At 63.4% G+C, this 23,567-nt stretch carries 20 protein-coding genes and 1 pseudogene; 10 read left to right on the top strand and 11 right to left on the bottom strand.

Going from position 1 to position 23,567, the window contains the following annotated elements; all coding sequences use genetic code 11:
• Positions 1 to 48 precede the first annotated feature (48 nt).
• Genes A9K68_RS04885 through A9K68_RS04875 form a run of 3 tightly spaced genes read left to right on the top strand, consistent with a single transcriptional unit; the run spans position 49 to position 2,296 of the window.
• Positions 49 to 399 (top strand): cupin domain-containing protein, encoded by a 351-nt coding sequence (locus tag A9K68_RS04885; RefSeq protein ID WP_065007200.1) that lies wholly within the window; start codon positions 49 to 51, stop codon positions 397 to 399.
• Between the two features lie 24 nt (positions 400 to 423).
• The gene (locus A9K68_RS04880) at positions 424 to 768 is read left to right on the top strand and encodes a cupin domain-containing protein (protein ID WP_023800538.1); all 345 of its coding nucleotides are present in this window, start codon (positions 424 to 426) and stop codon (positions 766 to 768) included.
• A 19-nt stretch (positions 769 to 787) separates the two neighbouring features.
• Positions 788 to 2,296 (top strand): aldehyde dehydrogenase family protein, encoded by a 1,509-nt coding sequence (locus A9K68_RS04875; RefSeq protein ID WP_065007201.1) that lies wholly within the window; start codon positions 788 to 790, stop codon positions 2,294 to 2,296.
• Between the two features lie 32 nt (positions 2,297 to 2,328).
• Here A9K68_RS04875 and A9K68_RS04870 read toward each other — a convergent pair whose 3' ends face one another.
• The 5 genes from A9K68_RS04870 to A9K68_RS04850 form a co-directional block, all read right to left on the bottom strand.
• Positions 2,329 to 3,090, bottom strand: a complete 762-nt coding sequence (locus tag A9K68_RS04870; protein ID WP_065007202.1) for a glucose 1-dehydrogenase — start codon at positions 3,088 to 3,090, stop codon at positions 2,329 to 2,331.
• Positions 3,091 to 3,100: 10 nt separating this feature from the next.
• Positions 3,101 to 3,913, bottom strand: coding sequence for an ABC transporter permease (locus tag A9K68_RS04865; RefSeq protein WP_065007203.1), 813 nt, complete (start codon positions 3,911 to 3,913; stop codon positions 3,101 to 3,103).
• Positions 3,913 to 4,776 carry an ABC transporter permease gene (locus A9K68_RS04860; protein WP_065007204.1) on the bottom strand — a complete coding sequence of 288 codons (864 nt, stop codon included), beginning with the start codon at positions 4,774 to 4,776 and terminating at the stop codon, positions 3,913 to 3,915. Before A9K68_RS04860 ends, A9K68_RS04865 begins: the two co-directional genes overlap by 1 nt.
• A gap of 76 nt (positions 4,777 to 4,852) precedes the next feature.
• A complete protein-coding gene (locus A9K68_RS04855; protein ID WP_065007205.1) occupies positions 4,853 to 6,016 on the bottom strand; it encodes a spermidine/putrescine ABC transporter substrate-binding protein in 1,164 nt (387 codons plus the stop codon).
• Positions 5,997 to 7,133 carry an ABC transporter ATP-binding protein gene (locus tag A9K68_RS04850; RefSeq protein ID WP_065007206.1) on the bottom strand — a complete coding sequence of 379 codons (1,137 nt, stop codon included), beginning with the start codon at positions 7,131 to 7,133 and terminating at the stop codon, positions 5,997 to 5,999. The genes A9K68_RS04855 and A9K68_RS04850 overlap by 20 nt, the downstream gene beginning before the upstream one ends.
• A 113-nt stretch (positions 7,134 to 7,246) precedes the next feature.
• On the opposite strand from A9K68_RS04850, the gene A9K68_RS04845 reads away from it, so the two are divergent.
• Positions 7,247 to 8,059, top strand: coding sequence for a LuxR C-terminal-related transcriptional regulator (locus tag A9K68_RS04845; RefSeq protein ID WP_029349248.1), 813 nt, complete (start codon positions 7,247 to 7,249; stop codon positions 8,057 to 8,059).
• 31 nt (positions 8,060 to 8,090) lie between these two features.
• On the opposite strand, the pseudogene A9K68_RS04840 reads toward A9K68_RS04845, so the two are convergent.
• From A9K68_RS04840 to A9K68_RS04820, 5 genes and pseudogenes are all read right to left on the bottom strand, one after another.
• Positions 8,091 to 10,159: pseudogene (locus tag A9K68_RS04840) on the bottom strand (3-hydroxyacyl-CoA dehydrogenase NAD-binding domain-containing protein).
• 116 nt (positions 10,160 to 10,275) lie between these two features.
• Positions 10,276 to 11,223, bottom strand: a complete 948-nt coding sequence (locus A9K68_RS04835) for an ABC transporter permease (RefSeq protein WP_065007207.1) — start codon at positions 11,221 to 11,223, stop codon at positions 10,276 to 10,278.
• Between the two features lie 3 nt (positions 11,224 to 11,226).
• Positions 11,227 to 12,207, bottom strand: coding sequence for an ABC transporter permease (locus A9K68_RS04830; protein WP_065007208.1), 981 nt, complete (start codon positions 12,205 to 12,207; stop codon positions 11,227 to 11,229).
• Between the two features lies 1 nt (position 12,208).
• Positions 12,209 to 13,729, bottom strand: a complete 1,521-nt coding sequence (locus tag A9K68_RS04825; RefSeq protein WP_082982264.1) for a sugar ABC transporter ATP-binding protein — start codon at positions 13,727 to 13,729, stop codon at positions 12,209 to 12,211.
• Positions 13,730 to 13,774: 45 nt separating this feature from the next.
• Positions 13,775 to 14,788, bottom strand: coding sequence for a substrate-binding domain-containing protein (locus tag A9K68_RS04820; RefSeq protein ID WP_065007209.1), 1,014 nt, complete (start codon positions 14,786 to 14,788; stop codon positions 13,775 to 13,777).
• Positions 14,789 to 14,987: 199 nt separating this feature from the next.
• On the opposite strand from A9K68_RS04820, the gene A9K68_RS04815 reads away from it, so the two are divergent.
• The 6 genes from A9K68_RS04815 (at position 14,988) to A9K68_RS04790 (ending at position 22,711) form a co-directional block, all read left to right on the top strand.
• Positions 14,988 to 17,390 (top strand): glucan 1,4-alpha-glucosidase, encoded by a 2,403-nt coding sequence (locus tag A9K68_RS04815; RefSeq protein WP_065007330.1) that lies wholly within the window; start codon positions 14,988 to 14,990, stop codon positions 17,388 to 17,390.
• Positions 17,391 to 17,508: 118 nt separating this feature from the next.
• The gene (gene gnd / locus A9K68_RS04810) at positions 17,509 to 18,525 is read left to right on the top strand and encodes a phosphogluconate dehydrogenase (NAD(+)-dependent, decarboxylating) (RefSeq protein ID WP_065007210.1); all 1,017 of its coding nucleotides are present in this window, start codon (positions 17,509 to 17,511) and stop codon (positions 18,523 to 18,525) included.
• Between the two features lie 16 nt (positions 18,526 to 18,541).
• Positions 18,542 to 19,918: a glucose-6-phosphate dehydrogenase gene (zwf, locus tag A9K68_RS04805; protein WP_065007211.1), complete on the top strand. Its 1,377-nt coding sequence runs from the start codon at positions 18,542 to 18,544 to the stop codon at positions 19,916 to 19,918.
• Between the two features lie 17 nt (positions 19,919 to 19,935).
• A complete protein-coding gene (locus A9K68_RS04800; RefSeq protein WP_065007212.1) occupies positions 19,936 to 20,640 on the top strand; it encodes an ROK family protein in 705 nt (234 codons plus the stop codon).
• A 147-nt stretch (positions 20,641 to 20,787) separates the two neighbouring features.
• The gene (locus A9K68_RS04795) at positions 20,788 to 21,249 is read left to right on the top strand and encodes a MucR family transcriptional regulator (protein ID WP_029349266.1); all 462 of its coding nucleotides are present in this window, start codon (positions 20,788 to 20,790) and stop codon (positions 21,247 to 21,249) included.
• 229 nt (positions 21,250 to 21,478) lie between these two features.
• The gene (locus tag A9K68_RS04790; RefSeq protein ID WP_065007213.1) at positions 21,479 to 22,711 is read left to right on the top strand and encodes an MFS transporter; all 1,233 of its coding nucleotides are present in this window, start codon (positions 21,479 to 21,481) and stop codon (positions 22,709 to 22,711) included.
• Between the two features lie 56 nt (positions 22,712 to 22,767).
• Here the strand turns inward: A9K68_RS04790 and A9K68_RS04785 are convergent, their stop codons facing one another.
• A complete protein-coding gene (locus A9K68_RS04785) occupies positions 22,768 to 23,370 on the bottom strand; it encodes a TetR/AcrR family transcriptional regulator (RefSeq protein WP_065007214.1) in 603 nt (200 codons plus the stop codon).
• Positions 23,371 to 23,567 lie beyond the last annotated feature (197 nt).

The following is a 23,567-nucleotide window of genomic DNA, read 5'->3' as shown; positions in this document are numbered from 1 at the left end:
AGAGCGAAGGCCTCTCGAAAATGAGCGTCGCACCAACGGAGTACCCACATGACCTCCTCCGCGCCACATCTCCACCAGGCTTCCACCCGCGCCGACCTCATCGACTGGGGCACCCAGCCCAATGCGCTGGAAGGTGCTTCGCACTCGACCGGCAGGCTGGTCCACAAGGGGCCGAACAACCAGCCGGAATCCGGCATCTGGGTCTGCACGCCCGGCCGTTGGCGGCTGGCGATTCCGCGCGACGAATTGTGCCATTTCGTTGCCGGCCGCGCGACCTACCGATCAGATGACGGCGAGGTGATAGACGTCTCCGCCGCGACGGTGGTCATGTTCCCGGCCGGCTGGGCGGGTGAATGCACCGTCCACGAAACCATTCGCAACATCTACATGCTGGCCTGAAGCCAGCCACTGGAGCTTCACGACATGCCGACACCGATCATGAAATCGCCGCTCGCCCTCACCGACCTGGTCGACTGGGGCGTCATCCCCACCATGATCGAGGGCGAATCCCGCACCTCCGGCAAGCTGCTGCACAAGGGACCGGAGGGCCGCTCCGAATGCGGGCTGTGGGTCTGCACCCCAGGCAAATGGCACTGCCATGTCACCCGCGACGAGTTCTGCCATTTCCTCGAGGGACGCTGCACCTATGTCCACGAATCCGGCGAGGTTATCGAGATCGAACCAGATACTGCGGCGTTCTTTCCGCAGGACTGGAAGGGCGTTTGCACTGTCCACGAGACGATCAAGAAGGTCTACATGATCCGCTGAGCGGGTTGAAAGGAAGACCATGGAATTCTCCGCTGACCGGCCAACCTTTTTCGTCAATCCGGATTATCGGCCGATGACCGGTGTGGCAAAACCAGTAATCGATCCGGCGACGCTGGAAACCGTGGGCGCCATCGCTGCCGCAGCCGACGGCGAGATCGATGCCGTGCTCACCGCGGCGACCAAGGCGCAAACGGCGTGGAAGAAGCTCGACGCCAAGAGCCGCGCCAGACATCTGCATGCTGTCGCCAACGCTATCGAGGCGGCCGACTTCACGCGCTGCGCCGAGCTGATGGTGCGCGAGATGGGCAAGCCCTATCCGGAAGCGATCGGCGAGATCGCCAATTGCGCACCGATCTTCCGCTATTACGCCGAAATGGCGCGTGACGACGCCGGCAAGGTCGCCGGCACGACGCAGGCCGGTTCGTTCCAGTATGCGCGCTACGAGCCCTACGGCACCTCGGTGCATATCATGCCCTACAACTTTCCGATCCTGTTGATGTGCTGGACCGTCGCCGCTTCGCTTGCCGCCGGCAATGCCTGCGTGATCAAGCCGGCCGAGGCGACGACATTGTCGACACTGGATTATATCAAGGTGTTCCGCTCACTGCCGGAGGGCCTGGTTTCCTGCCTCCCCGGCGGGGCGGCCACCGCTCAGGCGCTGATCGCTTCCGACCGTACCCATGCGGTCGCCTTCACCGGCTCGGTCGCTGCCGGCAAGGCCGTCGCCGTCGCCTGCGCCGAGCGCATGAAGCCTTGCGTGATCGAGGCCGGGGGCAGCGATCCGCTGATCATCAGCCAACACGCCCCGCTGGACGTGGCGGCGGCGGGCAGCGTCACCGCCGCGTTCCACCTCACCGGCCAGGTCTGCACTTCGGCCGAACGATTCTTCGTCGTCGATGCCGTTCACGATCGCTTTGTCGATCTGTTTGCCGAGAAGACACGGACGCTGCGCATCGGCAACGGCCTCGACAAGACCGAGATCGGGCCGCTGGTCAGCGAGGCGGCGCGGGCGAAAGTCATGCGGCTGGTCGACGATGCGATCCGAAGCGGCGCCAAGGCGGTCACCGGCGGGCGCATTCCGCCGGCGCACAATGTCGGCTGGTTCTACGAGCCGACAATCCTGACAGGCATCACTCCAGACATGGCGATCGTGCGCGAAGAGTGTTTCGGACCGGTCGCCGCGATCTGCCGGGTCAAGGATTTCGACGAGGCGATAGAGCTTGCCAATGACAGCCCGTTCGGGCTCGGCGCCTCCATGTTCACCACCGATCTAGCCGAAGCGCATGAGGCTGCGGAGCGGCTCGAGGCCGGCATGGTCTGGGTCAACAATCCGCTGATCGACAATGACGCGCTGCCGTTCGGCGGCTGGAAGGCGTCTGGCCTCGGCCGCGAACTTGGACGCCAAGGACTGGATGCCTTCCGCCGCTCGAAGATGGTCATCATCGACCACAAGCCAGTGATCCAGGACTGGTGGTATCCCTATCCCGACAGCTGGTTCCGCGAAGCCGGCGGCCGCAAGCACGTATGAGGTGGCACGGCCAAGCGCATTGTCGCGAAATGTCAGCCGATGCTCTCGCCGCCGTCAATCACCAAAGCCTGGCCGGTCATGAAGGACGAACGATCGGAGACGAGGAACAGGATCGCTTCGGCTATTTCTTCGGCGCTGGCCCAGCGCTGCATGGGAATCTTGGTGCGGACATAGCGTTCGATCGCATCCCGCCCGCCCATCTGGGCGATGAAGGGCTCGTTGAAGGGCGTATCGACCCAGCCCGGACAGAGTGCGTTGACGCGGACATTGTGCGTGGCATAGTCGAGCGACATCTGCCGGGTCATCGCCACCACGGCATGTTTTGAGGTTGCGTAGGCGATCATCTCGCGGTCGTAGAACACACCTGAATTCGAGGCGGTATTCAGGATGACGCCGCCGCCCTGTTCGATCATCGACGGCATGACGAGCCTGGCAGCGAGGAACTGCGCCCGCACATTGATCCGCCACGAGGCATCCATGCCGTCGACGCCGACTTCGGTCAGCGTACCGCCGACCTGGACTCCGGCGTGATTGTGCAGGATATCGATCCGGCCATGTTTGCCCAGCGTTCCAGCGATGAGCTGCTCGACCGCCGCGTCCTCGCCGACATCCGTGGCGATCGCCTCGGCCCGGCCGCCGGCGGCACGGATGTCGAAAGCGGCGGCTTCGCCGGCAGCCTGATCCCTGTCGGCGATCACCACCACCGCGCCTTCCCTGGCGATGATCATGGCACCGGCGCGCCCGATGCCCGACCCGGCGCCCGTCACCACGGCGATGCGATCTTTCAGAATCATGATGCGACTTTCAGTTGGATGGTTTGCGTTGGCGCAATTGCCATTGGGCAAGCACCACAAGCAGCACCGAGGCGACGAGCACGATCGTTGCGATGGCGTTGATTTCGGGCGTCACGCCGCGCCGGATCGAGGCAAAGACATAGATCGGCAACGTCGTCTGTGCGCCGGCGACGAAGAAGGCGACGATGAAATCGTCGAAGGAGAATGTGAAGGCGAGCAGGAAGCCGGCGATCACCGCCGGCATGATCTGCGGCAACACGATGCTGCGGAAAGTCGTCAGCGGGGTGGCATAAAGATCACTCGAAGCCTCGACCAGATTGCGGTCGAGGCTGCCGAGGCGTGTGCCGACGATCATTGCCACCAGCGCCATCGAAAACAGGCCGTGCGCGGCAATGATCGACCCGTAGCCGAGCGCCAGCCGCGGCGGCTGGTCGTTCGGCCACAGCGACGCTAGAAACGGATTGACGACCCCAAATAGCTGGACGAGCGCGACCAGCGTCGAGATGCCGATGACGACGCCCGGAACGACGATCGCAGCACCGAGAAGCGCATCGAAAACGGCGCGTGTTCGCGCGCCGACACGCGCCAGGCCCAGCGCCGCCGCCGTGCCGCACAGCGCCGCGAGCAACGCGCTGGTGGTGGCGATGAACAGGCTGTTCTTCAGCGCTTCGACCAGGAAAGGGTTCGACAGCGCCTTGCCGTACCATTGCACCGAAAAACCGGTGAGCTCGCTGGCGTGACGGCCGGCATTGAAGGAGAACAGCACCACCAGCGCGATCGGCAGGTACAGGAAGGCAAAGACCGCAACGACGAAGGCGCGCATCAGATCAGGTCCACCCGACGCGCGCCCGAAAGCCGGGTCGAAATGCGGTTAGCGGCAAGCAGCACCACCACCGAAACCAGAACCAGCGTGATCGCGATTGCCGATCCGAACGGCCAGTTGCGCGATTGCAGGAAAAGGTCGACCAGCGCGTTGCCGATGAAGAAGACCTTGCCGCCGCCGAGCAGCGTCGGAATCAGATATTCGCCGAGCAGCAGGATCATGACCAGCGAGAAGCCGGTCATCACACCCGGCAGCGACAGCCGCAGCGTCACACCAAGAAATGTTGAAACTGGTGTCGCGCCGAGATCGGCGGAGGCTTCCAGCAGCCGGCGATCGAGCCGCTCGAGGCTGACATAGATCGGCAGGATCATCAGCGGCAGATAGCCATAGACGATGCCGAGCAGGACTGCGCCCGGCGTGTTGATCAGCCGCACATCTTCGAACCCGACATAGGCCAGCAATGCCGGGATGCCGCGCCCGCCCAGAATATACATCCAGGCGTAGGTTCGCATCAGTAGGCTGGTCCAGAACGGGATGACGACAAGCGCAAGCAGGATCAGCCGCCACCGCTCCGGCGCGCGCAAGGCGAGGTAGTAGGCGACCGGATAGGCGACGAGAAGACAGGCCAGTGCGCCCGCCGGCGCCAGCACCATCGTATTCCAGAAGGCCGTCGCCCGCGCCGGAAGATTGACATATTGCGCCAAGGTGAAAGCGGCCTGATAGCCGCCTTCCGGCGCCCGCTCGCCGACGCTGAAAACGGCGATCGCGACGAACGGCAGGACCAGAAACACCACCAGCCAGGCGGTTGCTGGACCGAGCAGCAGCGCGGTCAGCAGATTATGACGAAGGACATTGCTGCGCATTGAAAAACCGCCCCGGTGCCGGCGGACATCTGCCCGCCGGTAGAGTTGCCTGCATCGGACCTATGGCCCGCCCGGTTCAAGCCGACTTGAAGCGCGCCATCAGTTCGGCCCGGCCCGGATCGGTCAGCGTCGCAGCCGCACCGAATTCCAGCGGCTTCAGCAGATCCGCCGCCGGGTAGAGGATCGGATTGGCCAGCACTTCCTTTGGCAGCAGCGCATTGACCCGGGCGTCGGTGGAGGGCGCACCGTTGGCCAGGTGCTCCTTGACCGCGACTTTTGGGTCCATCAGGTAGTTGAGCAGGGCATAGCCGGCGGGCTTGTTGGGCGCATCCTTCGGAATGGCGTAGAAGTCGGTCCAGATCTCGCCGCCCTCCTTGCCAAGCACATAAGCGATCTCCGGAATGTCGCGGTGAAGCTGCGCCCCGTCATTGGTCCAGCACATCGTCATCCAGGCGTCTCCGGCACGCATCGACGGCTGATAATCGCTGGAAACCGCGAACAGATGCGGCTTGACCTTCAGCAGCAATTCTTCCGCCTTGGCGAGTTCGTCCTGCTTCAGCGAGTTGAACGAGAAGCCGAAATATTTCAGCGCATTGCCGATCGTGGTGAGCTGGTAATCATGAACCATGGTCCGGCCGTCGCCTTCCGCCATGGCCGTGTCCCAGAATTCCTTCCAGCTCGTCATCGGCTTGGTGAGCTTCTTGGTGTTGACGGCAAAGCCGGTGGTGCCCCAATTCTTCGGCACTGCGTAGGCCACGCCGTCGATCGTGCCTTCCCCAGTGAAGCGTGGGTCCTGTTGCGAGCCGTCGAAATTGGCGAGCTTGGCCATGTCGAGCGCTTCGATGATGTCGAGTTTCTTATAGGTGGAGATCGTGTAGTTGGTCGGCACGAAAAGGCTCCAGCCAGAAGCGCCGGCCTGCAGCTTGGCCAGCATCTCCTCGTTTGACCCGAACACATTGACCTCGACGGCGACGCCCGTCTCGGCCTTGAAATTCTCGAACGTCGCCGGGTCGTGGTAATTGGGCCAGGTGGCGATCGACATGCGGTCGCCAAGACCCTCCTGGGCGAAGGCCGGCGACGGCATGATGCCGAGTTCGCGGGCCATCACTGCCGTTGCGACGCCAAGACCGGTGAGGCCAAGGAATTCGCGGCGGCCGATGGAACCGCGCTTGAGGCGCATCAATTGATCGACGAATTTTTCGGGGCTTATCGGCAGTCCGTCACGATATGATTTCGACATGTTTGTTTTCCCTCTGGTTGGTCCCGTTGTTCTTGGTATCAGGAAACGCGAGCGGCGTTCCGGCTGTAAAGCCGATGGCGACGGGTTCACCCGGCTTGAAGAGATTTTTACTGCCGATCAGGTGATCGGCCTTGGCGAGCAGCGTTCCGATACCCCCGACCTCGATCGCATATTCCGCGGTCGAGCCCAGAAAGATCCGGTTGCGGATAATGCCGTTGAGCCGGCCGCTTCCGGGCGCGCCGAGGCTTAAAGATTCAGGACGCAGGCTGACCGCAACGGCTTCGTCCTGCAGCAGCGAAGTCCGCTTGCGCGCGGCTATGACGGTACCGTCGGCAAGCGCTACCTCGACGAGGTTGCCCGAATGCCCGGCGACCTTGCCGCTCAAGAGATTGGTCTTGCCGACGAAGTCGGCGACGAACAGGTCGGCGGGCTCGTCATAGATTTCGCTGGGCTGTCCGAGCTGGACGATGCGCCCGCCATTCATGACGCAGACGAAATCGCTCATCGACAGGGCTTCTTCCTGGTCGTGCGTGACAAGGACGAAGGTGATGCCGATCTCGCGCTGCAGGTTCTGCAACTCTATCTGCATGTCTGTGCGCAACTTCTTGTCGAGCGCCGCCAGCGGCTCGTCGAGCAGCAGCACCGCCGGCTTGTTGACCAGCGCGCGCGCCAAGGCGACACGCTGCTGCTGGCCGCCGGAAAGCTCGTGGATCTTGCGGCGGCCGTAGCCGGCAAGCCGCACCATGGCGAGCGCCTCGCCTGCCCTCAGGCTGATCTCCCGCGACGCCAACCGCGGCCGCGCCTGGCGCAGCCCATAGGCGATGTTGTCCTCGACATCCAGATGCGGGAACAGCGCATATTGCTGGAACACCATGTTGACCGGCCGCCGGTAAGGCGGCGTGCCGGCCATATCGCGGCCGCGGATGAACACCGCACCTTCGCTCGGCTGTTCGAAGCCGCCGATCATGCGCAGGCAGGTTGTCTTGCCGCAGCCGGACGGCCCGAGCAGAGCGACAAAGGCAGATGGCGGGATGGCAAGATCGATGCCGCTGACCGCAGTCACGCTGCCGTAGCGTTTGGTGACCCCGCGAAACTCGATATCGGGTACTGCGGTCAAAGCTGCGGGCTCCAGCGAAGGCGATTTTCACGACGCTATCAGAGCCAACGGTGACTAGTATATACCTCGCGGGTGGTATACTTGGTCTATTTTCTCATTTAAAGGGGTATAAATTGAACGTATCGCGCAGCGACGAATACAACCAGCTCGCTGCGCTCATCGCTGCGACACGGGAGACGAGCGGCGAGCTTTTCGGCAAGGCGATGGTCACCTGGCTGCGGCAGCATGTCAGCTTCGATCACTGTGTGGTCTTCGGGTATCGCGGCGCCTCGCGGCCGCCGCTGCTGTTCGAGACGTTCTCGCCAGCCGAAAGCCACGTCTTCGTCGCGCTCTATCAGGAGGGGCCTTATCTGCTCGACCCGTTCCACCATGCGGCGGTCGAGCGCAAGGAAGGTTTTTGGCGCATGCGCGAGCTGGCGCCGGACCGCTTCTATGCCAGCGAATATTACCGCTCCTACTATAGCCAGACCAAACTGGCCGAAGAGGTCGGCTTCTTCGTGCCGCTGCCGGGAAAAGACGCGCTGGTCGTCTCGCTGATGCGACTGCATGCTTCGGGACCCTTCGGAACCGCCGATGCCAGATTGCTGCGCGATATGGCGCCGGCGGTGATCGGTTTCGCAAGGCTGCGCTGGCCGGCCCTTCCGGCCGACGAACCGGCAGAGACGAAGCAGGACGAGGCGATTGCGCCGGTCAACGAGTTCGAACGTGCTCATATCTGGAAGAGCCTTTCGCTCACACCGCGCGAAAAGCATGTCGTCGATCTGGTGCTTCAGGGACATTCGACGGAATCGATAGCCAGGGCGATGCGCATCGTACCGGGAACCGTAAAGGTCCACCGCCGCAACATCTATCGCAAGCTCAAGATCAAATCGCAGGCTGGTCTTTTCGCGCGTTTTGTCGAGATCATGGACGCGCGGATTCGGTAGTCCACGATTTTCTAAAATGGCGTCGCTCAGTTTAGCTGGCGACGCCTTCCCAGGCGCCGGTTTCAGCCATCTGTCTGAGCAGCGGCGCCGGCTTAAAAAAATCCTTGCCGGTCCGCTCGTGCCAGTGGTCCAGCCGTCCGATGATCTTGTCGAGTCCTTCGAGGCCCGCCCAGAACATCGGCCCGCCCTTGCCCACCGGAAAGCCGTAGCCGTTTACCCAGACGACATCGATATCGGAGGCGCGGGCAGCGATCCCTTCCTCGAGGATCTTCGCCCCCTCATTGATCATCGGATAGAGCGTCCGCTCGATGATCTCGTCAGCGCCGATCGCGCGCGGCGCGATGCCCTTCTCGGCAGCCTTGTCGCGGATTAGCGCTTCGACCTCGGGATTGGGAGCCGGCGTACGCGAGCCGTTCTCGTAGAGATAAAAGCCTCTGCCGGTTTTTTGGCCGAAATGCCCCTGTTCGCACAGCGTGTCGGCGATCATTGCCGTCTGGCCGCGTGCCTTGCGGTTGCGCCAGCCTATGTCGAGGCCGGCGAGATCACCCATCTGGAACGGCCCCATCGGCCAGTCGAAATCGGTGAACACGCGGTCGATCTGCTGTGGCGTTGCACCTTCCAGCAAAAGCGCCTCGGATTCCGTGCTCCGCGCAGCCAACATGCGGTTGCCGACGAAGCCATGACAGACGCCGACCACGACCGGCACCTTGCCGATCCGACGCGCCAGTTGGACGATTGTCGCCAGCACATCGGGCGCGGTCTTCTCGGCGCGCACGATTTCCAACAGCTTCATGACGTTGGCCGGCGAAAAGAAATGCATGCCGACGACATCCTGCGGGCGCGAGGTCGAGGCGGCGATTTCGTTGACGTCGAGATAGGAGGTGTTGGTGGCCAGGATCGCGCCTGGTTTGGCCACCGCGTCGAGCCTGCCGAACACCTCCTTCTTGACCGCCATCTCCTCGAACACCGCCTCGACGATCAGGTCGCAATCGGCGAGGTCGTCATAGGCGGTGGAACCCTTGAACAGGCCGAGCCGCTGACGCTTGTTGTCTTCGCTGAGCGAGCCGCGGCTGACCGACACGGCGTAGTTCTTGTCGATCATCGCCAGCCCGCGTTGCAGCGCTTCCTGCGTCGCCTCCAGCACGGTGACGGAGAAACCGCCATTGGCGAACGCCATGGCAATGCCGCCGCCCATGTGCCGGCGCCGATGACGCCGACCCGCGCGATCTTGCGCCTGACAATATCCTTGCCGGCAACCTTCGCCGCCTCCCGCTCGGCGAAGAACAGATGACGCTGCGCGCGCGACTGGTCGCCTGCAACGAGCTTGGCGAACAGTTCGCGTTCCGCCGCAAGCGCTTCTTCGAACGGCATCGTCATGGCGTTGCGGACCGACTGCGCGCAGGCGATCGGCGCTTCGAGGCCGCGCGCCTTTTTGGCGAGTCCCGCCGCCGCCTTGTCGAATGCAGCCAATTCAGCCTTGTCGAGACGGCCATCACGGTCGCGCACCGGCGTGAACGGTCCACCTTTGCCATCCATTTCGATGGCGAAACGAACCGCCTGCCCGGTCAGGGCGCCGTCGAAGACAGCGTCGATCAGGCCGGCGGCAAGCGCCTCGGCCGCGCCGATCGGCGTTCCCGAAACGATCATGCTGAGCGCCTTGAGCGGCCCGACGAGGCGCGGCAGCCGAACAGTGCCGCCTCCGCCAGGCAGCAGGCCGAGCTTGACCTCCGGCAAGCCGAGCGTGGCCTGGCTGTCGGCAATGCGAAAATGGCAGCCGAGTGCCAGTTCCAGGCCGCCGCCGAGCGCGGTGCCGTGAATGGCGGCAACCGTCGGCTTGGCAATGGTTTCCAGCATGGCAATGATGGCGCGCAGATCCGGGTGCTGCACCGGCTTGCCGAACTCGGTGATGTCAGCGCCGGCGACGAAGGTCCGCCCGGCACAGGCGATGACGATGGCCGCGACATTGGGCTCGTCGCGCAAGGAAACAAGCGCCCGCATCAGCGGCTCGCGAACATTGAAGCTCAGCGCGTTGACCGGCGGATTGTCGATGGTCACGACCGCGACGCCGCCGTCCCTTGTAACGCTCACGAAATTGGACACGCAAATCTCTCGCAATGGTGACGGCCGAACCGCGCCGTTTACAGGGCCGATGCCCGCATGGGAACCGGGATGTTTTGCAGCAGGCTCTCGTCAGGACGGCCGACACTGACGCTACTTCAGCGCAGCGCCTTCTGGCCGCCCGCGGCGGTGATGACGCCGACGATGATCAGCCCCGTCAGCAGCAGCCGGACGCCGGCGCTGACGCCGAACGTGTTGAGCATGGTCAAAAGCAGCACCAGGAACAGGGCCGCGCCCCAGACGCCCGGTACGTTGGCCTTGCCGCCGGCCACCGACGTGCCGCCGATGACGACGACGGCGATCGAGGCCAGCAGGTACTCGTTGCCGATATCGACGTTGGCGCCACGGAAATAACCGGCAAGCAGCGCCCCGTCGAGGCCGCCGAGCGCGCCCGACAGCGTGTAGGTAAGGAAGCGGATGAGGCCGACATTGACGCCGGCCAGCCATGCGGCGCGGATGTTCTGGCCGATCGCCAGCACCGAACGACCATAGATCATGCGCTGCAGCGCGATTGCAGCGCCGATGGTAAACAGCACGGTGAGGATCGCCAGCACCGGAATGCCCAGAATCTGCCGGTTGGTGAAATCGGCGAAGCCCGGCGGCGGCTTGATCTGCAAACCGCGGCCATAGCTGATGTCGATCGACTGGATGATGAAGCTCGCCGACAGAGTGGCGATGATCGGCGGAATGCGCAGCGCCCAGATCAAGAGATAATTGGCGGCGCCGACGGCCATGCCGCAGGCCACCGCCGCCAGCAGCCCGACAGCTATCATCGCATCATTCCCGTCCATCACCTTCATGGCGACGGCGCTGGCGAGGCCGATATTGGCCGGCAGCGACAGGTCGACATTGCCTGGTCCGAGCGTGATGACGAACATCTGGCCGACACCGACAATGACGGTGAAGACGGCCAGAGAAAGTGCCGCCGTGATCATGCCGCCGCCGCCATATCCGCCGGTGAAGGTGATCGTCGCCAACCACACCAGCAGCGCGCCGATGAAGGACCAGATCCAGGGTTTGGTGAGCAGCAATCGCAACGACGCCATCGCTCATCTCTCCCTGCGGCTGATCAGCACACGGGCCGCCAGCACCATGATGAGGATGGCGCCATTGGCGGCAACCTGCCAGTCGGGCGGGATGTGCATGAAGGTGAGCAACGGCGACGCGGCGAGCGCCAGCGTCAGCGCCCCGATGACCGCGCCGATCGGCGATACCCGGCCGCCGACGAATTCGCCGCCGCCGAGGATGACGCCGGCGATCGCAAGCAGCGTGTAGCCATTGCCGATATTGGCGTCGGCCGAGGTGGTGATGCCGATCAGGGCCATGCCGGACAGCGCCCCGAACAGGCCGGCGAGTGCGAACAGCACGACCTTGGTCTTGAGCAGCGACCAGCCGGCGCGTTCGAGTGCGGCGGCATTGCCGCCCGATCCGCGCAGGATCACGCCATAGGAGGTACGCATCAGCCCGAAATGGACGACCGCCGCGATCAGCAGCGCCGCAATGATCGGAAAGGGGATGAGAGGCGGCTTGAAGGCCATGAGCGACAGCAGCCAGTCCGGCGCTTTGCCGCCGGGCTTCGGCAGGATGAGGATGGCCAGACCCTGCCAGACAAAGCTCATGCCGAGCGTCACGACGATTGAAGGCAAATTGCGCAGATAGATCAGCGCGCCGAGCAGTGCATAGACGCCGATCGATCCGAGCAGGATCAAGACGCCGACCAGCGGCGTGTCCTTCAGCCAAGTCGCGGTGACGCAGCCGACGAAACCGACGAAGGTGCCGATCGACAGGTCCAGCTCGTTGCCGGCGATGACGAACATCTGCGCGATCGTCGCCAGGGCGATCGGGATCGCCAAATTGAGCATCAGGCTGAAGCCGAAATAGCTGATGGCGCGCGGGTTGAGCCAGGCGATCGCCAGCAGCACCAGTACCAGCGACAATGCCGGCAGCAAGCCGCGCAGCAGGCGCGCCCGCGCCAGCCTGTCACGCTCGGAGGAACCTTTGAGGCCGGTCTCGATGGGTGCTGCCGTCATCTCAGGCAGCGTCGCCGAACGAGGACTGGATGATCTTTTTCTCCGTCAGCTCGTCGCGACGAAGGTTGGCGACAATCCGGCCGTTCTTGAAGACGTAGATTTGGTGGCAATTGTCGAGCTCTTCGGTTTCCGTGGTGTACCAGAGGAAGGTGCGGCCGCGGCCGGCCTCTTCGCGCACGAGGTCGTAGACCTCGAGCTTGGTGCCGATATCGACGCCGCGCATCGGGTCATCCATCAGCACAATCTTTGCGTCGGAACCGAGCGCCCGGGCAAACAGGGCCTTCTGCTGGTTGCCGCCGGACAGCGAGAAGATGTTATTGTTCATGTCGGGGGTGCGGATGCCGATTTTCTTTTGCCAAAAGTCGGCGAGTTCGGCTTCGCGCTGCGGCGAGATCAGCAGGCCGTTGCGCAATCGCTTCAGCGAGCGGATGCCGATGTTTTGCGCAATCGACCATTGCGGGAAAATCCCGTCCGACTGCCGGTCCCCGGCCACCAGGGCCACCGGCGCGGTGACCTCGATGCCGGTTTTGGAGCGCGCCGCGGCGGCGAAAATCGCGAGCAGCAGATCGGTCTGTCCATGGCCGGCCAACCCTGCAAGGCCGATGATCTCGCCAGCATGCGCCATAAGTTCGTTGCCGTCCTGTTGGCGCGCTGGGCGGGCCCGGACCCGCAACGGCCCGGTCTCCGGCTTTTGGGTCGCGATCTCGGCCGCTATCTTCTCACGCGCTTCCGCTCCACCCATGGTCGTCACCAGCCTGTCGCGATCGAAAGCCTTCGCCGCATCTGACGCAACGACCTTGCCGTCGCGCATCACCACGATGCGGTCGGCATGCTGCAGCACCTCGCCCAGAAGATGCGAGATCAGGATGCAGCTCCGGCCAGTTGCGACAAAGCGCCGGACGAAAGCCAGCAACTGGCCGGCCGTATGCGCGTCGAGCGAGGACGTCGGCTCGTCGAGGATCACCAGCTCGAGCGGATCCTGCGTCACCGTGAAGGCACGCGCCACCTCGACCATCTGCCGCCTGCCGATGGAAAGGTCGCTGGCGATGTCGGAGGCAGAGATGCTGTGGCCCGGAAATATCTCGTCGAGCTTGGCCGCGATCAGATCGGCCGCCTTGCGCCGCCAACGGAGGCCGCGCAGCGCCGGGTGGTTGATACGCGTGTTCTCGGCGACGCTGAGGTTCGGGCAGAGCGAGAGTTCCTGGAACACGCAGCGTATGCCGAGCTGTTGCGCGCGCGGCACCGAATAATTGTCCTCGACATGGCCGCGCACCGCGATCCGCCCGCTGTCGGGCACGAGTGTGCCCGCCACCATATGCATGAGCGTCGACTTGCCCGCGCCATTATGGCCGACGAGGCCGACGCACTCGCCGGCGCCAACGTGGAAATCGACGCCGGCGAGCGCCCTGACGGCGCCGAAATCTTTTTCGGCTCCGTCCAATCTGATGATGTCCATATTGGAGGCGCCGAAACCTTTTTCGGCGCCGTTCAGTCCGACGATGTCTGAGTTATCCTCGGGCATCCCTAGCGATGTCCAGTTAGCAATGCAGCTGACAACGTGCCACGCTCACTTGATGTTGGCTTTGATCGCCGCGATGGCGTCTTCCTGCGTGTATTCGTGGCTGGCCACACCACCCTTGGGGATTTTCGGCAGCGCGGCCTCGAAAGTATCCTGGGTGAAGGCGAGGTATGGCACCAAGAGATCATGTGGCACATCCGTGCGGCCGTCCAGCACCTGTTGCGCCACCCAGAAGGCCAGCGACGATACGCCTGGCGCAATCGATGCCGACCAGGTCTGGTAGCCGTCCTTGTCCTTCTGTTCCTTCCACCATTGCAGCTCATCCTGACGATTGCCCATGATGATGGTCGGGCGCGGTTTGCCGGCGGCGGCAAAGGCTTGTGCCGCGCCATAGCCGTCGCCGCCCTGATCGACGACGCCGACGATTTCAGGCAGCGACGGCAGGATTGTCGCGACAGCCTTCTGTGCTGTGGTCTGATCCCAGTCGCCGGTCACCGAACCGACGATCTTGAACTTGGGATGAGCGGCGACGCCTTCCAGAATCCCGGCATGGATGGCGTCATCGATCGACGTGCCGGCAAGGCCGCGGATTTCCAGCAGATTGCCGCCCTCGGGATGGAACTTGGCCATCTGCTCGACTTCCTGCCTGCCCATGTCCTTGAAGTCGACGACCACTCGATAAGCGCAGGGCTCGGTAACGATGCCGTCAAAGGAGACGACGACGATGCCGGCATCGCAGGCCTGCTTGATGGCGCCGTTGAGCGCGTCCGGCGAGGCGGCGTTGATGACGATGGCGTCATAGCCTTGCAGGATCAGGTTCTGCACCTGGGCCGCCTGGGTCGGCACTTCCTTGTCGGCCGTCGTGAAGATGTCCGCGGCTGCCACCACCCCGTCGGCGACCGCCTTCTTGGTGACGATGGCATAGCTGTTGAGCATCGCCTGTCGCCACGAATTACCGGCATAATTGTTGGAAAAGGCGATCTTCTTGTCGCTGGTGTCGGCAAGCGCGTTACCTGACGCGAGCATCGCCGCAAGGGCACTCAAGACGAGTATCTTCTTCATGTGTTATCCTCCCATGGATTGCTGATCGCTGTTGGCTGCTGTGCTGTTATGATGACCCTCGTTTCAATATTGTCAGACAAATTTAGATGGGCGCACTTGTCAACAGCGATCGGTGACGGTTTGACGATCAACTTGCGGTGCAATTATTGAAAAGGCTTCGGCTCCTGGTCTAGGGGTGGGGCAGGAGACCGAAATCGAGATGGCAGTGACGCCGACTGATGCGCTGGGCGCACCCGGAATTCCGGCGCGCTGGACGTCAAGCGCCAAGAGCGGCGTCGGAACCGCGCTTTCTCCGGCCTGCCCTATCTGGTTCACGATCAGCCACGGCATTCTCAACGAGGTTTATTATCCCAGCCTCGACAGCGCCTGCACCCGCGACATGGGGCTGGTCGTCACCGGCCCCGGCGGCTATTTCTCGGAAGAAAAGCGCGATGCCGTGCACAGCACTGAGCCGTTCGAGGATGGAGTGCCCGCCTACTGGCTGGTCAACACCGCCGCTGACGACACCTACCGGATCGAAAAGCGTATCATCACGGATACGGAACGTCCCGTTTTGCTGCAGGAAATCAGCTTCACGCTGCTGAGAGGCCCGGTTGCCGACCACCGCGTCTACGCACTGCTGGCACCGCACCTGGTCAACGCCGGCATGGGCAACACCGCCTGGGTCGGCGACTACGAGGGAAGGCCTGTTTTGTTTGCGTCCGGGCGTCGCGTCTGCCTGGCGCTCGCCTCGTCGCTGCCCTGGGGAGCATGCTCGGCCGGCTATGTCGGTGTCTCCGACGGCTGGCAGCACCTGCGTCGTGACGGCCGGCTCGACCCGGCCTGCCGAAGGGCCGAAGACGGCAATGTCGCGCTGACCGGAGAGATCGGCTTTTCGGCTGTGAACCCAAAGGCCTTGCTGGCCCTGGGTTTCGGAACGACGCCGCAAGAGGCGGCGGAAAATGCCTCGGCCAGCCTGAAGCGGGGTTTTGAGCCCGCAGCCAAATCCTATGTCAAAAAATGGCGGGATTGGCAGGCTGGCTTGCTGCCGCTGGACCGGCATGTAGCAGGGATCAACACCTTTCGCGTCAGCACAGCGGTTCTGGCGACGCACCGGTCGTCCGACGGAGCAGCCGTCGCCAGCCTGTCGATCCCATGGGGCTTCAGCATGGGCGACGACGATCTCGGCGGTTATCATCTGGTCTGGCCGCGCGATCTGGTCGAAACCGCGGGCGGTTTCCTGGCCGCCGGCGATCCGGCGCAAGCGCTTGAGATCCTCGCCTATCTCCGCTCTATCCAGCAGCCGGATGGGCATTGGCCGCAGAACGCCTGGCTCGACGGATCAGCCTATTGGCCCGGCATCCAGATGGACGAATGCGCCTTTCCATTGCTGCTCGCCGACGCGCTCCGCCGCGCAGGGCACCTGGCAGACGCCGCGTTGCTCTCCTTCATGCCGATGATCGAGCGCGCCGCTTCCTATGTCGTGCGCAACGGTCCGGTCACCGGCGAAGACCGCTGGGAAGAGGATGCCGGCTACAGCCCGTTCACGCTCGCCGTCGAGATCGCAGCACTGCTCGCCGCGGCCGACATGTTCGACGTTTGCGGCAAAGAAGAGCCGGCAAACTATTTGCGTGAAACCGCCGATGTCTGGAACGACCAGATCGAGCGCTGGACCTATGTCACCGGCACTCCACTCGGCGAAGAGGTCGGCGTCGCGGGCTACTACGTCCGCATCGCGCCGCCCGACACCGCCGGCGCGGCGTCGCCGAAGGACGGCTATGTGCCGATCAAGAACCGGCCGCCCGGCGATACCGACCGGCCGGCCGAGGCGATCGTCAGCCCGGATGCGCTGGCGCTTGTCCGCTTCGGCCTCAGGGCTGCCGGCGATCCGCGCATCGTCGACACCGTCAAGGTCATCGATGCGCGGCTGCGTTGCGACCTGCCGCGGGGGCCCGTCTGGTATCGCTATATCGGCGACGGCTATGGCGAACATACCGACGGCGCGCCGTTCGACGGGACCGGCCAGGGCCGGCCCTGGCCGCTGCTGGTCGGCGAGCGCGCCCATTACGAACTGGCGGCGGGCCGCGAGGACAAAGCAGCGAGCCTGCTGAAGACGTTTGAAGGCTCGGCCGGGGCTGGCGGCCTGCTGCCGGAGCAGGTCTGGGATGGTCCCGACATGCCGGAACGCGAGCTGTGGCACGGCCGACCGTCGGGCAGCGCCATGCCGCTGGTCTGGGCGCATTCGGAGCACATCAAGCTGCTGCGTTCGCTCAGTGACGGCGCGGTCTTCGACATACCGCCGCAAGGCGTGAGGCGCTACATCGAGGACAGTACCGTGGCGCCGCGACGGACATGGCGCTTCAACCACAAAGTCCGCACTATGCCCGCCGGCAAGCTGCTGCGCGTCGAGCTGCTGGCGCGGGCGGTGGTGCATTGGAGCAGCGACGATTGGGCGACCGCCCATGATACCGCGACGATCGAGAATGCCTTCGGCATCCATTTTACGGACCTGCCCGTTGCCGATGCTTCGCCGGGCAATACGATCGTCTTTACTTTTTTCTGGTCCGATGCCGACCGTTGGGAGAATGTCGACTTTTTCGTCGGCATCGGCGAGCCGGACTAGAGCATGATCCCGAACCGAAGGTCAGCGTAGCAACAAGTGGAAACCGGTTTCGGAAAAGATCATGCTCCAACGACAGAGCCAGTAGATCTTCTATCCCTCAAGAACCAGGACGAGAAACATGCAGATCGGAATGATGGGACTGGGCAGGATGGGCGCCAACATGGTGCGGCGCCTGCTGCGCGATGGCCACGAATGCGTGGTCTACGACATCAACCCGGCCAGCGTTGCAGCCCTTGTGACGGCTGGCGCGATCGGAGCGGGTTCGATGGAGGAGTTCGTCGGCAAGCTGACCAAGCCGCGCACCGCCTGGCTGATGCTACCAGCGGCGATCACCAGCCGGATCGTCGACCAGGTCGCCGACCTGATGGAGCCGGGCGACATCATCATCGACGGCGGCAATTCCTATTATCACGAGGCTGTCGACCATGCAGCCCGCCTGGCATTGAAAGGCCTGAACTATGTCGATGTCGGCACCAGCGGCGGCGTCTGGGGCCTCGAACGCGGCTATTGCCTGATGATCGGCGGCCCTGACAGCGCGGTCCAGCATCTCGACCCGGTCTTCGCCACCCTGGCGCCGGGCGCCGACGCCGGAGGGCCCGCCCCCGGCAAAGATGCAGGAACGGCCCCCTTCGGCTATCTCCATTGCGGACCGAGCGGCGCCGGCCATTTCGTCAAGATGGTCCACAACGGCATCGAGTACGGCGTCATGGCCGCCTATGCCGAGGGCATGAACATCCTGAAGTCGGCAAATGCGGGCAAGAGACAGCGGACGGCCGACGCTGAAACCAGTCCATTGGAAAACCCGCAATACTACCAGTTCGACATCGATATCGCAGAGGTGGCCGAGGTCTGGCGGCATGGCAGCGTCATCGGCTCCTGGCTGCTCGACCTCACGGCCGGCGCGTTGAAGGCCGACTCGGCGCTGACGCAGTTCGGCGGACGAGTCTCGGATTCAGGCGAAGGCCGCTGGACCTTGAAGGCGGCGATCGACACCGGCGTGCCGGCGCCGGTTCTGTCCTCGGCCCTGTTCGACCGCTTCTCCTCGCAAGGCGAATCCGAATTCGCCGACAAGCTGCTGTCCGCCATGCGCTATGCCTTTGGCGGCCATGTCGAAAAGCCGAAGACCGGCTCGTGACAGGGAAGGCACGCTCATGAACCAGGAACGGTCCGACACGCTGGTGCTTTTCGGGGCGACCGGCGATCTCGCCCACAAGAAGATATTCCCGGCACTTTACACCATGGTCGCCAAGGGAACGTTGACCGAGCCGGTGATCGGCGTCGCTTTCGACGCCTGGGACGTGAAGCAGTTGCAGGCGCGCGCCCGCGACGGCATCGTCAAGGCCATCGGCAAGGTCGACGAAAAGATCTTCGCGAAACTTGCGTCGCTGCTTCGTTATGTCAGCGGCGACTACCGAAGCGCCGCGACCTTCGAGAAGCTGAAAAGCGCGCTGGGAACCGCACAGCACCCGCTGCATTATCTGGCGGTGCCGCCGACCATGTTCGAGACGGTCATCCAGGGGCTGGAACAGTCGAGCGCGGCCCAGGGCGCGCGCCTGATGGTGGAAAAGCCTTTCGGCCACGATCTGCAATCGGCGCGCTGGCTGAACCGGGTCCTGCACCTGGTATTCGAAGAGCAGTCGATCTTTCGCATCGACCATTATCTCGGCAAGGAGGCGATCCAGAACCTGCTCTATTTTCGCTTCGCCAATTCTTTTCTCGAGCCTATCTGGAACCGCAATTTCGTCGAGAGCGTGCAGATCACCATGGCCGAGGATTTCGGCGTCGAAGGCCGCGGCCGCTTCTATGACGAGGTCGGCTGCATCCGCGACGTCATCGAGAACCATCTGCTCAACATCCTGCTGCTGCTTGCCATGGAGCCGCCCGTTGGCCGCTCGGCCGACGATCTGATCGACGAGAAGGTGCAGGTGCTGCGGGCGATCCGGACGCTGACCAAGGACGATGTCGTGCGCGGCCAATTCAAGGGCTATCTCCGCGAGCCGGGCGTCGCGCCGGATTCGCCGGTCGAGACCTTTGCGGCGGTGCGGTTTTTCGTCGACACCTGGCGCTGGCAGGACGTGCCCTTTTTCATCCGCGCCGGCAAATCAATGCCGGTCCACGCCACTGAGGTCATCGTCCGGCTGAAGCGGCCGCCGCTTAATGTCTTCGACCCGATCAAGCCCGACGATGCCAACTACGTGCGCTTCCGCATCGACCCGCAGGTGGCGATCTCGATCGGCGCCCAGCGCAAGGCTGCCGGTGACGACATGATCGGCGAGCAGGTCGAACTCACCGCGCTCGACGACAGCAAGGGCGACATGCCGCCCTATGAGCGGCTGATCGGCGACGCGATGAACGGCAACGGCCAGTTGTTCACCCGCCAGGACGCCAGCGAACTCGCCTGGCGAATCGTCGGCCCGGTGCTCGGCGACACCACGCCGCCTCATCTCTATGAGCCGGGGACATGGGGGCCCGCCGATGCGATGGCCGGGTTCGGACCGCCGAACGGCTGGATCAATCCGGCGAAATGAACTCAAGAGGCGACGCCATGGCCAAAGCGGCGAAAAAGCCTGCACCGGACAGCGAGAAGATCGTACTTGCGATCGATATTGGCGGCTCCCATGTCAAGATCCTCACCAGCGCCGGCGGCGAGGAGCGCAGAACAGATTCCGGACCCGGCCTGACGCCGCAGCAGATGATCGCGGCCGTGCAGACGCTCGCCGACGGTTTGCCCTACGACGTCATCTCGATGGGTTATCCCGGCCCGGTGCACCACAACAGGCCGCTGACCGACCCCGCCAATCTCGGCAAGGGCTGGGTCGGATGCGACTTCGCAGCGCAGTTCGGCAAGCCGGTAAAGGTGGTCAACGACGCGCTGATGCAGGCCGTCGGCAGTTACGAAGGCCGGCGGATGCTGTTCCTCGGCCTCGGGACGGGGCTCGGTGCTGCGATGATTGTGGACAATGTCGCCCAGCCGATGGAACTCGCGCATCTTCCCTACAAGAAGGGCGGCAGTTTCGAGGATTATATCGGCGAACGCGGCCTTGAAAAGCGCGGCAAGAAGAAATGGCGCAAGCACGTCTTCGACGTCGTCGAGCGGCTGCGCGCCGCCATGCAGCCTGACTATGTGGTCATCGGCGGCGGCAATGTCGACAAACTGGACGAATTGCCTGCCGGTTGCAGGCGCGGCGACAACACACGCGCCTTCGAAGGTGGATTTCGACTGTGGCGCGACAAATCCCTGATCGTCTGATATTATGGGGGTTTAGGGCCAGACCTGTTGATCTGGCCCAGCCGTTAGTATTGTTATTCAAAATAATGTGTGGCGTGGTGCGCCGTCATTGCGTTACGCAGATTTGCCGACTAGGAATTCTGCGACCCCACTAACGGAGAAAATAGATTGACCGACGACAGCAACAAAGCCCGCAAGGACATCGACCTTCTCGAGCTGACCGCTCACATCGTGTCCGCTTACGTCGAGAAGAACCGCTTGCCCGCTTCCGGCCTCGGCGATCTCATCGCCAGCGTCAGCGCGTCGATAGGTGGGCTCGGACAACCCGCCGCTCCGGTGGCAGCGCCGCTGATTCCGGCAGTCAATCCCAAGAAATCGGTGACGCCGGACTACATTATCTGCCTCGAAGACGGCAAGAAGTTCAAATCCCTGAAGCGCCATATCGGCGTTCATTTCGGGCTGACGCCGGATGCTTACCGCGCCAAATGGGGCTTGCCGGCCGACTATCCGATGGTTGCCCCCACCTACGCGGCCTCGCGCTCGCAGTTGGCGAAGGCGATCGGTCTTGGCCGCAAGGCCGCCCCGCCGGCGCCGGTCAAGAAGACCAGGAAGCCCAAGGCCACGGTCTGACACGTCATTCGAAGACCGGCAAATGGAAGCCTCGAAGATTGGCGCGAAGGAACTCGACCTGTGCGCCAATAACCTCTCCACCTCCGCCATTTACAATTAGCATGGTAGCGCGAAATCTTTGATCCAGCGCCGATTTTTGCGCGCGCCCCGCACCGAACTGCGCTAAAAGCGCTGTGGTCGGACCAGCGCCCCGCCGGCCGATACACAATCTCGCCGGGGCGATTCACAAATGACATCCGAATCCGATGCATCGCGCTATGCCGCCTTCCGCCACAAACCCTTCCTGAGCTATTGGGCGGCGCGCTTCCTCTCCACATTCGCCACCCAGATCGTATCCGTCGCCGTTGGCTGGCAGGTGTACGACCTGACCCGCGATCCGTTCGATCTCGGGCTTGTCGGCATTGTCCAGTTCCTGCCTTCGCTACTGCTGGTGCTGGTCACCGGGGTGATCGCCGATCGTTTCGGACGCCGTCTGATCATGGCGCTGACGGTTCTGCTGGAGGCGATCTGCGCACTGGCCCTGTTGCTGCTGACGCTGCGCGGCCTTAGCGGGCCGGGCTTGATCTTCGGCGTGCTCGCCATGTTCGGCATCGCGCGCGCCTTCTTCGGACCGGCCGCGGCGTCGCTGTTCGCCAACCTCGTGCCGCCAGAGGATTTCGGCAACGCGATCGCCTGGAATTCGTCAGCCTGGCAGACAGCGACCATCGTCGGACCGGTCGCCGGCGGCCTGCTCTACGGGCTTTCGGCGGAAGCGGCATACGGCACCGCAGCCGTTCTGATGTTTGTCGCCGCAGTGCTGGTCTTCAGCATCCCGAAGCCTGCCCAGCGCAGCGAGACCGACAGGCCGACGATGCAGACCCTGTTTGCCGGCTTCGGCTATATCTGGAACGAAAAGATCGTGCTCGGCGCCATTTCGCTCGATTTGTTCGCCGTGCTTTTGTCCGGCGCCACGGCACTGCTGCCGGTCTATGCGCGCGACATCCTCGAACTCGGCCCATGGGGCTTGGGACTGTTGCGTTCGGCGCCGGGGATCGGCGCCATCTGCGTTGCCATCTGGCTGGCCGGACATCCGATCCGCAATCATGCCGGCGTTGTCATGCTCGGCTTCGTCGCGCTGTTCGGCGCCTTTACCGTGCTGTTCGGCCTCTCCACAATCACCTGGCTGTCGATCGCAGCGCTCGCCTTGCTCGGCGCCACCGATATGTTCAGCGTCTACATCAGAGAGACGCTGATCCAGCTATGGACGCCGGACAAGGTTCGCGGCCGCGTCAACGCCGTCAATCAGGTTTTTGTCGGTGCCTCCAACGAGCTGGGCGAATTCCGCGCGGGCACCATGGCGGCATTGATCGGCACCGTGCCCGCGGTGGTGATTGGCGGCGTCGGCGCAGTCGTTGTCGCCGGATTGTGGGCGCTGCTGTTCCCGCAGCTGCGCAAGGTGCGCCACCTCAACGGGCGAAACTGATCCGGGGCAAGCCGAATAACGCGGCAGCGAACCGCGGCATTCCCAACCAGAAACAGTCAGTTCTCCAGACCTTCGAGCAGCGTGAGGAGGGCGGCGTCCAGGGGATTTGGGCCGACTTTTTCGAGTTGGAACAAACCTTCCATGGTCAACATGGTGATGCCATGGACTTGCGCCCAACAGGCTGCCGCGCGACCCCGCACGTCGCGCTTGCGCAGCACGCCCTCGGCCTCGCCCCGCTCCAACAATGCGATCACCACGCCAAACACAGCGAGCGCCCTCTCGCTCAGATGCACGTCCGTTGCCTTGCCGGCCTCCGCGCTGAACATGAGCCGGTAGAGACCCGGATTTGAAGTTCCAAACCGAACATAGGCCCGGCCGACGGCGAGAAATTCGTCCCGCCAGGAATTTGCCCCTCTTGGCTTTGCCGTCGTCATTGCCTCATGCAGCCTGTCGAATCCCAGCAGCGCCATTTCGGCAAGCAGGGCGGCCTTGTCCGGAAAGTGCTTGTAGGGAGCGGCATGGCTGACGCCGGCACGGCGCGCCACTTCCCTCAGAGTGAACTGCCAGCCTTTTTCCTCGTGCAGCATGGCCATGGCGGTCTCGATGATCGCGTACCTCAGATTTCCGTGGTGGTAGGGACGATCGGTGGCTTCTTGCATGCTGGCTCACAAAGTTATCATCAGAAACATTGTTGACATTGCCTACTTTCGGGCTTATGTCAATGCCTGGAAGTTAACGCTGTCAACATTGGAGCCTGCTATGAACACCGTTGCAAATGAAGTCGGAACCCGCCTCGCCCTTACTCATCAGCGCGCGCGATCGGCGCATCCTGCCCTCCCTGACCGGCCGAGAGCGG

The organism is Mesorhizobium sp. AA22 (assembly GCF_001672375.2).
Taxonomy (GTDB): domain Bacteria; phylum Pseudomonadota; class Alphaproteobacteria; order Rhizobiales; family Rhizobiaceae; genus Mesorhizobium; species Mesorhizobium wenxiniae.
The sequence above is the reverse complement of the archived record's forward strand: the minus strand, read 5'-3'. Positions and strand labels throughout refer to the sequence as shown.

Excerpts from the sequence above, each read along its gene's own strand:
- A9K68_RS04885 (WP_065007200.1), top strand. The coding sequence starts at position 49 with ATGACCTCCTCCGCGCCACATCTCCACCAGGCTTCCACCCGCGCCGAC.
- A9K68_RS04880 (WP_023800538.1), top strand. The coding sequence starts at position 424 with ATGCCGACACCGATCATGAAATCGCCGCTCGCCCTCACCGACCTGGTC.
- A9K68_RS04875 (WP_065007201.1), top strand. The coding sequence starts at position 788 with ATGGAATTCTCCGCTGACCGGCCAACCTTTTTCGTCAATCCGGATTAT.
- A9K68_RS04870 (WP_065007202.1), bottom strand. The coding sequence starts at position 3,090 with ATGATTCTGAAAGATCGCATCGCCGTGGTGACGGGCGCCGGGTCGGGC.
- A9K68_RS04865 (WP_065007203.1), bottom strand. The coding sequence starts at position 3,913 with ATGCGCGCCTTCGTCGTTGCGGTCTTTGCCTTCCTGTACCTGCCGATC.
- A9K68_RS04860 (WP_065007204.1), bottom strand. The coding sequence starts at position 4,776 with ATGCGCAGCAATGTCCTTCGTCATAATCTGCTGACCGCGCTGCTGCTC.
- A9K68_RS04855 (WP_065007205.1), bottom strand. The coding sequence starts at position 6,016 with ATGTCGAAATCATATCGTGACGGACTGCCGATAAGCCCCGAAAAATTC.
- A9K68_RS04835 (WP_065007207.1), bottom strand. The coding sequence starts at position 11,223 with ATGGCGTCGTTGCGATTGCTGCTCACCAAACCCTGGATCTGGTCCTTC.
- A9K68_RS04830 (WP_065007208.1), bottom strand. The coding sequence starts at position 12,207 with ATGACGGCAGCACCCATCGAGACCGGCCTCAAAGGTTCCTCCGAGCGT.
- A9K68_RS04825 (WP_082982264.1), bottom strand. The coding sequence starts at position 13,729 with ATGCCCGAGGATAACTCAGACATCGTCGGACTGAACGGCGCCGAAAAA.
- A9K68_RS04820 (WP_065007209.1), bottom strand. The coding sequence starts at position 14,788 with ATGAAGAAGATACTCGTCTTGAGTGCCCTTGCGGCGATGCTCGCGTCA.
- A9K68_RS04815 (WP_065007330.1), top strand. The coding sequence starts at position 14,988 with ATGGCAGTGACGCCGACTGATGCGCTGGGCGCACCCGGAATTCCGGCG.
- gnd (WP_065007210.1), top strand. The coding sequence starts at position 17,509 with ATGCAGATCGGAATGATGGGACTGGGCAGGATGGGCGCCAACATGGTG.
- zwf (WP_065007211.1), top strand. The coding sequence starts at position 18,542 with ATGAACCAGGAACGGTCCGACACGCTGGTGCTTTTCGGGGCGACCGGC.
- A9K68_RS04800 (WP_065007212.1), top strand. The coding sequence starts at position 19,936 with ATGGCCAAAGCGGCGAAAAAGCCTGCACCGGACAGCGAGAAGATCGTA.
- A9K68_RS04790 (WP_065007213.1), top strand. The coding sequence starts at position 21,479 with ATGACATCCGAATCCGATGCATCGCGCTATGCCGCCTTCCGCCACAAA.
- A9K68_RS04785 (WP_065007214.1), bottom strand. The coding sequence starts at position 23,370 with ATGCAAGAAGCCACCGATCGTCCCTACCACCACGGAAATCTGAGGTAC.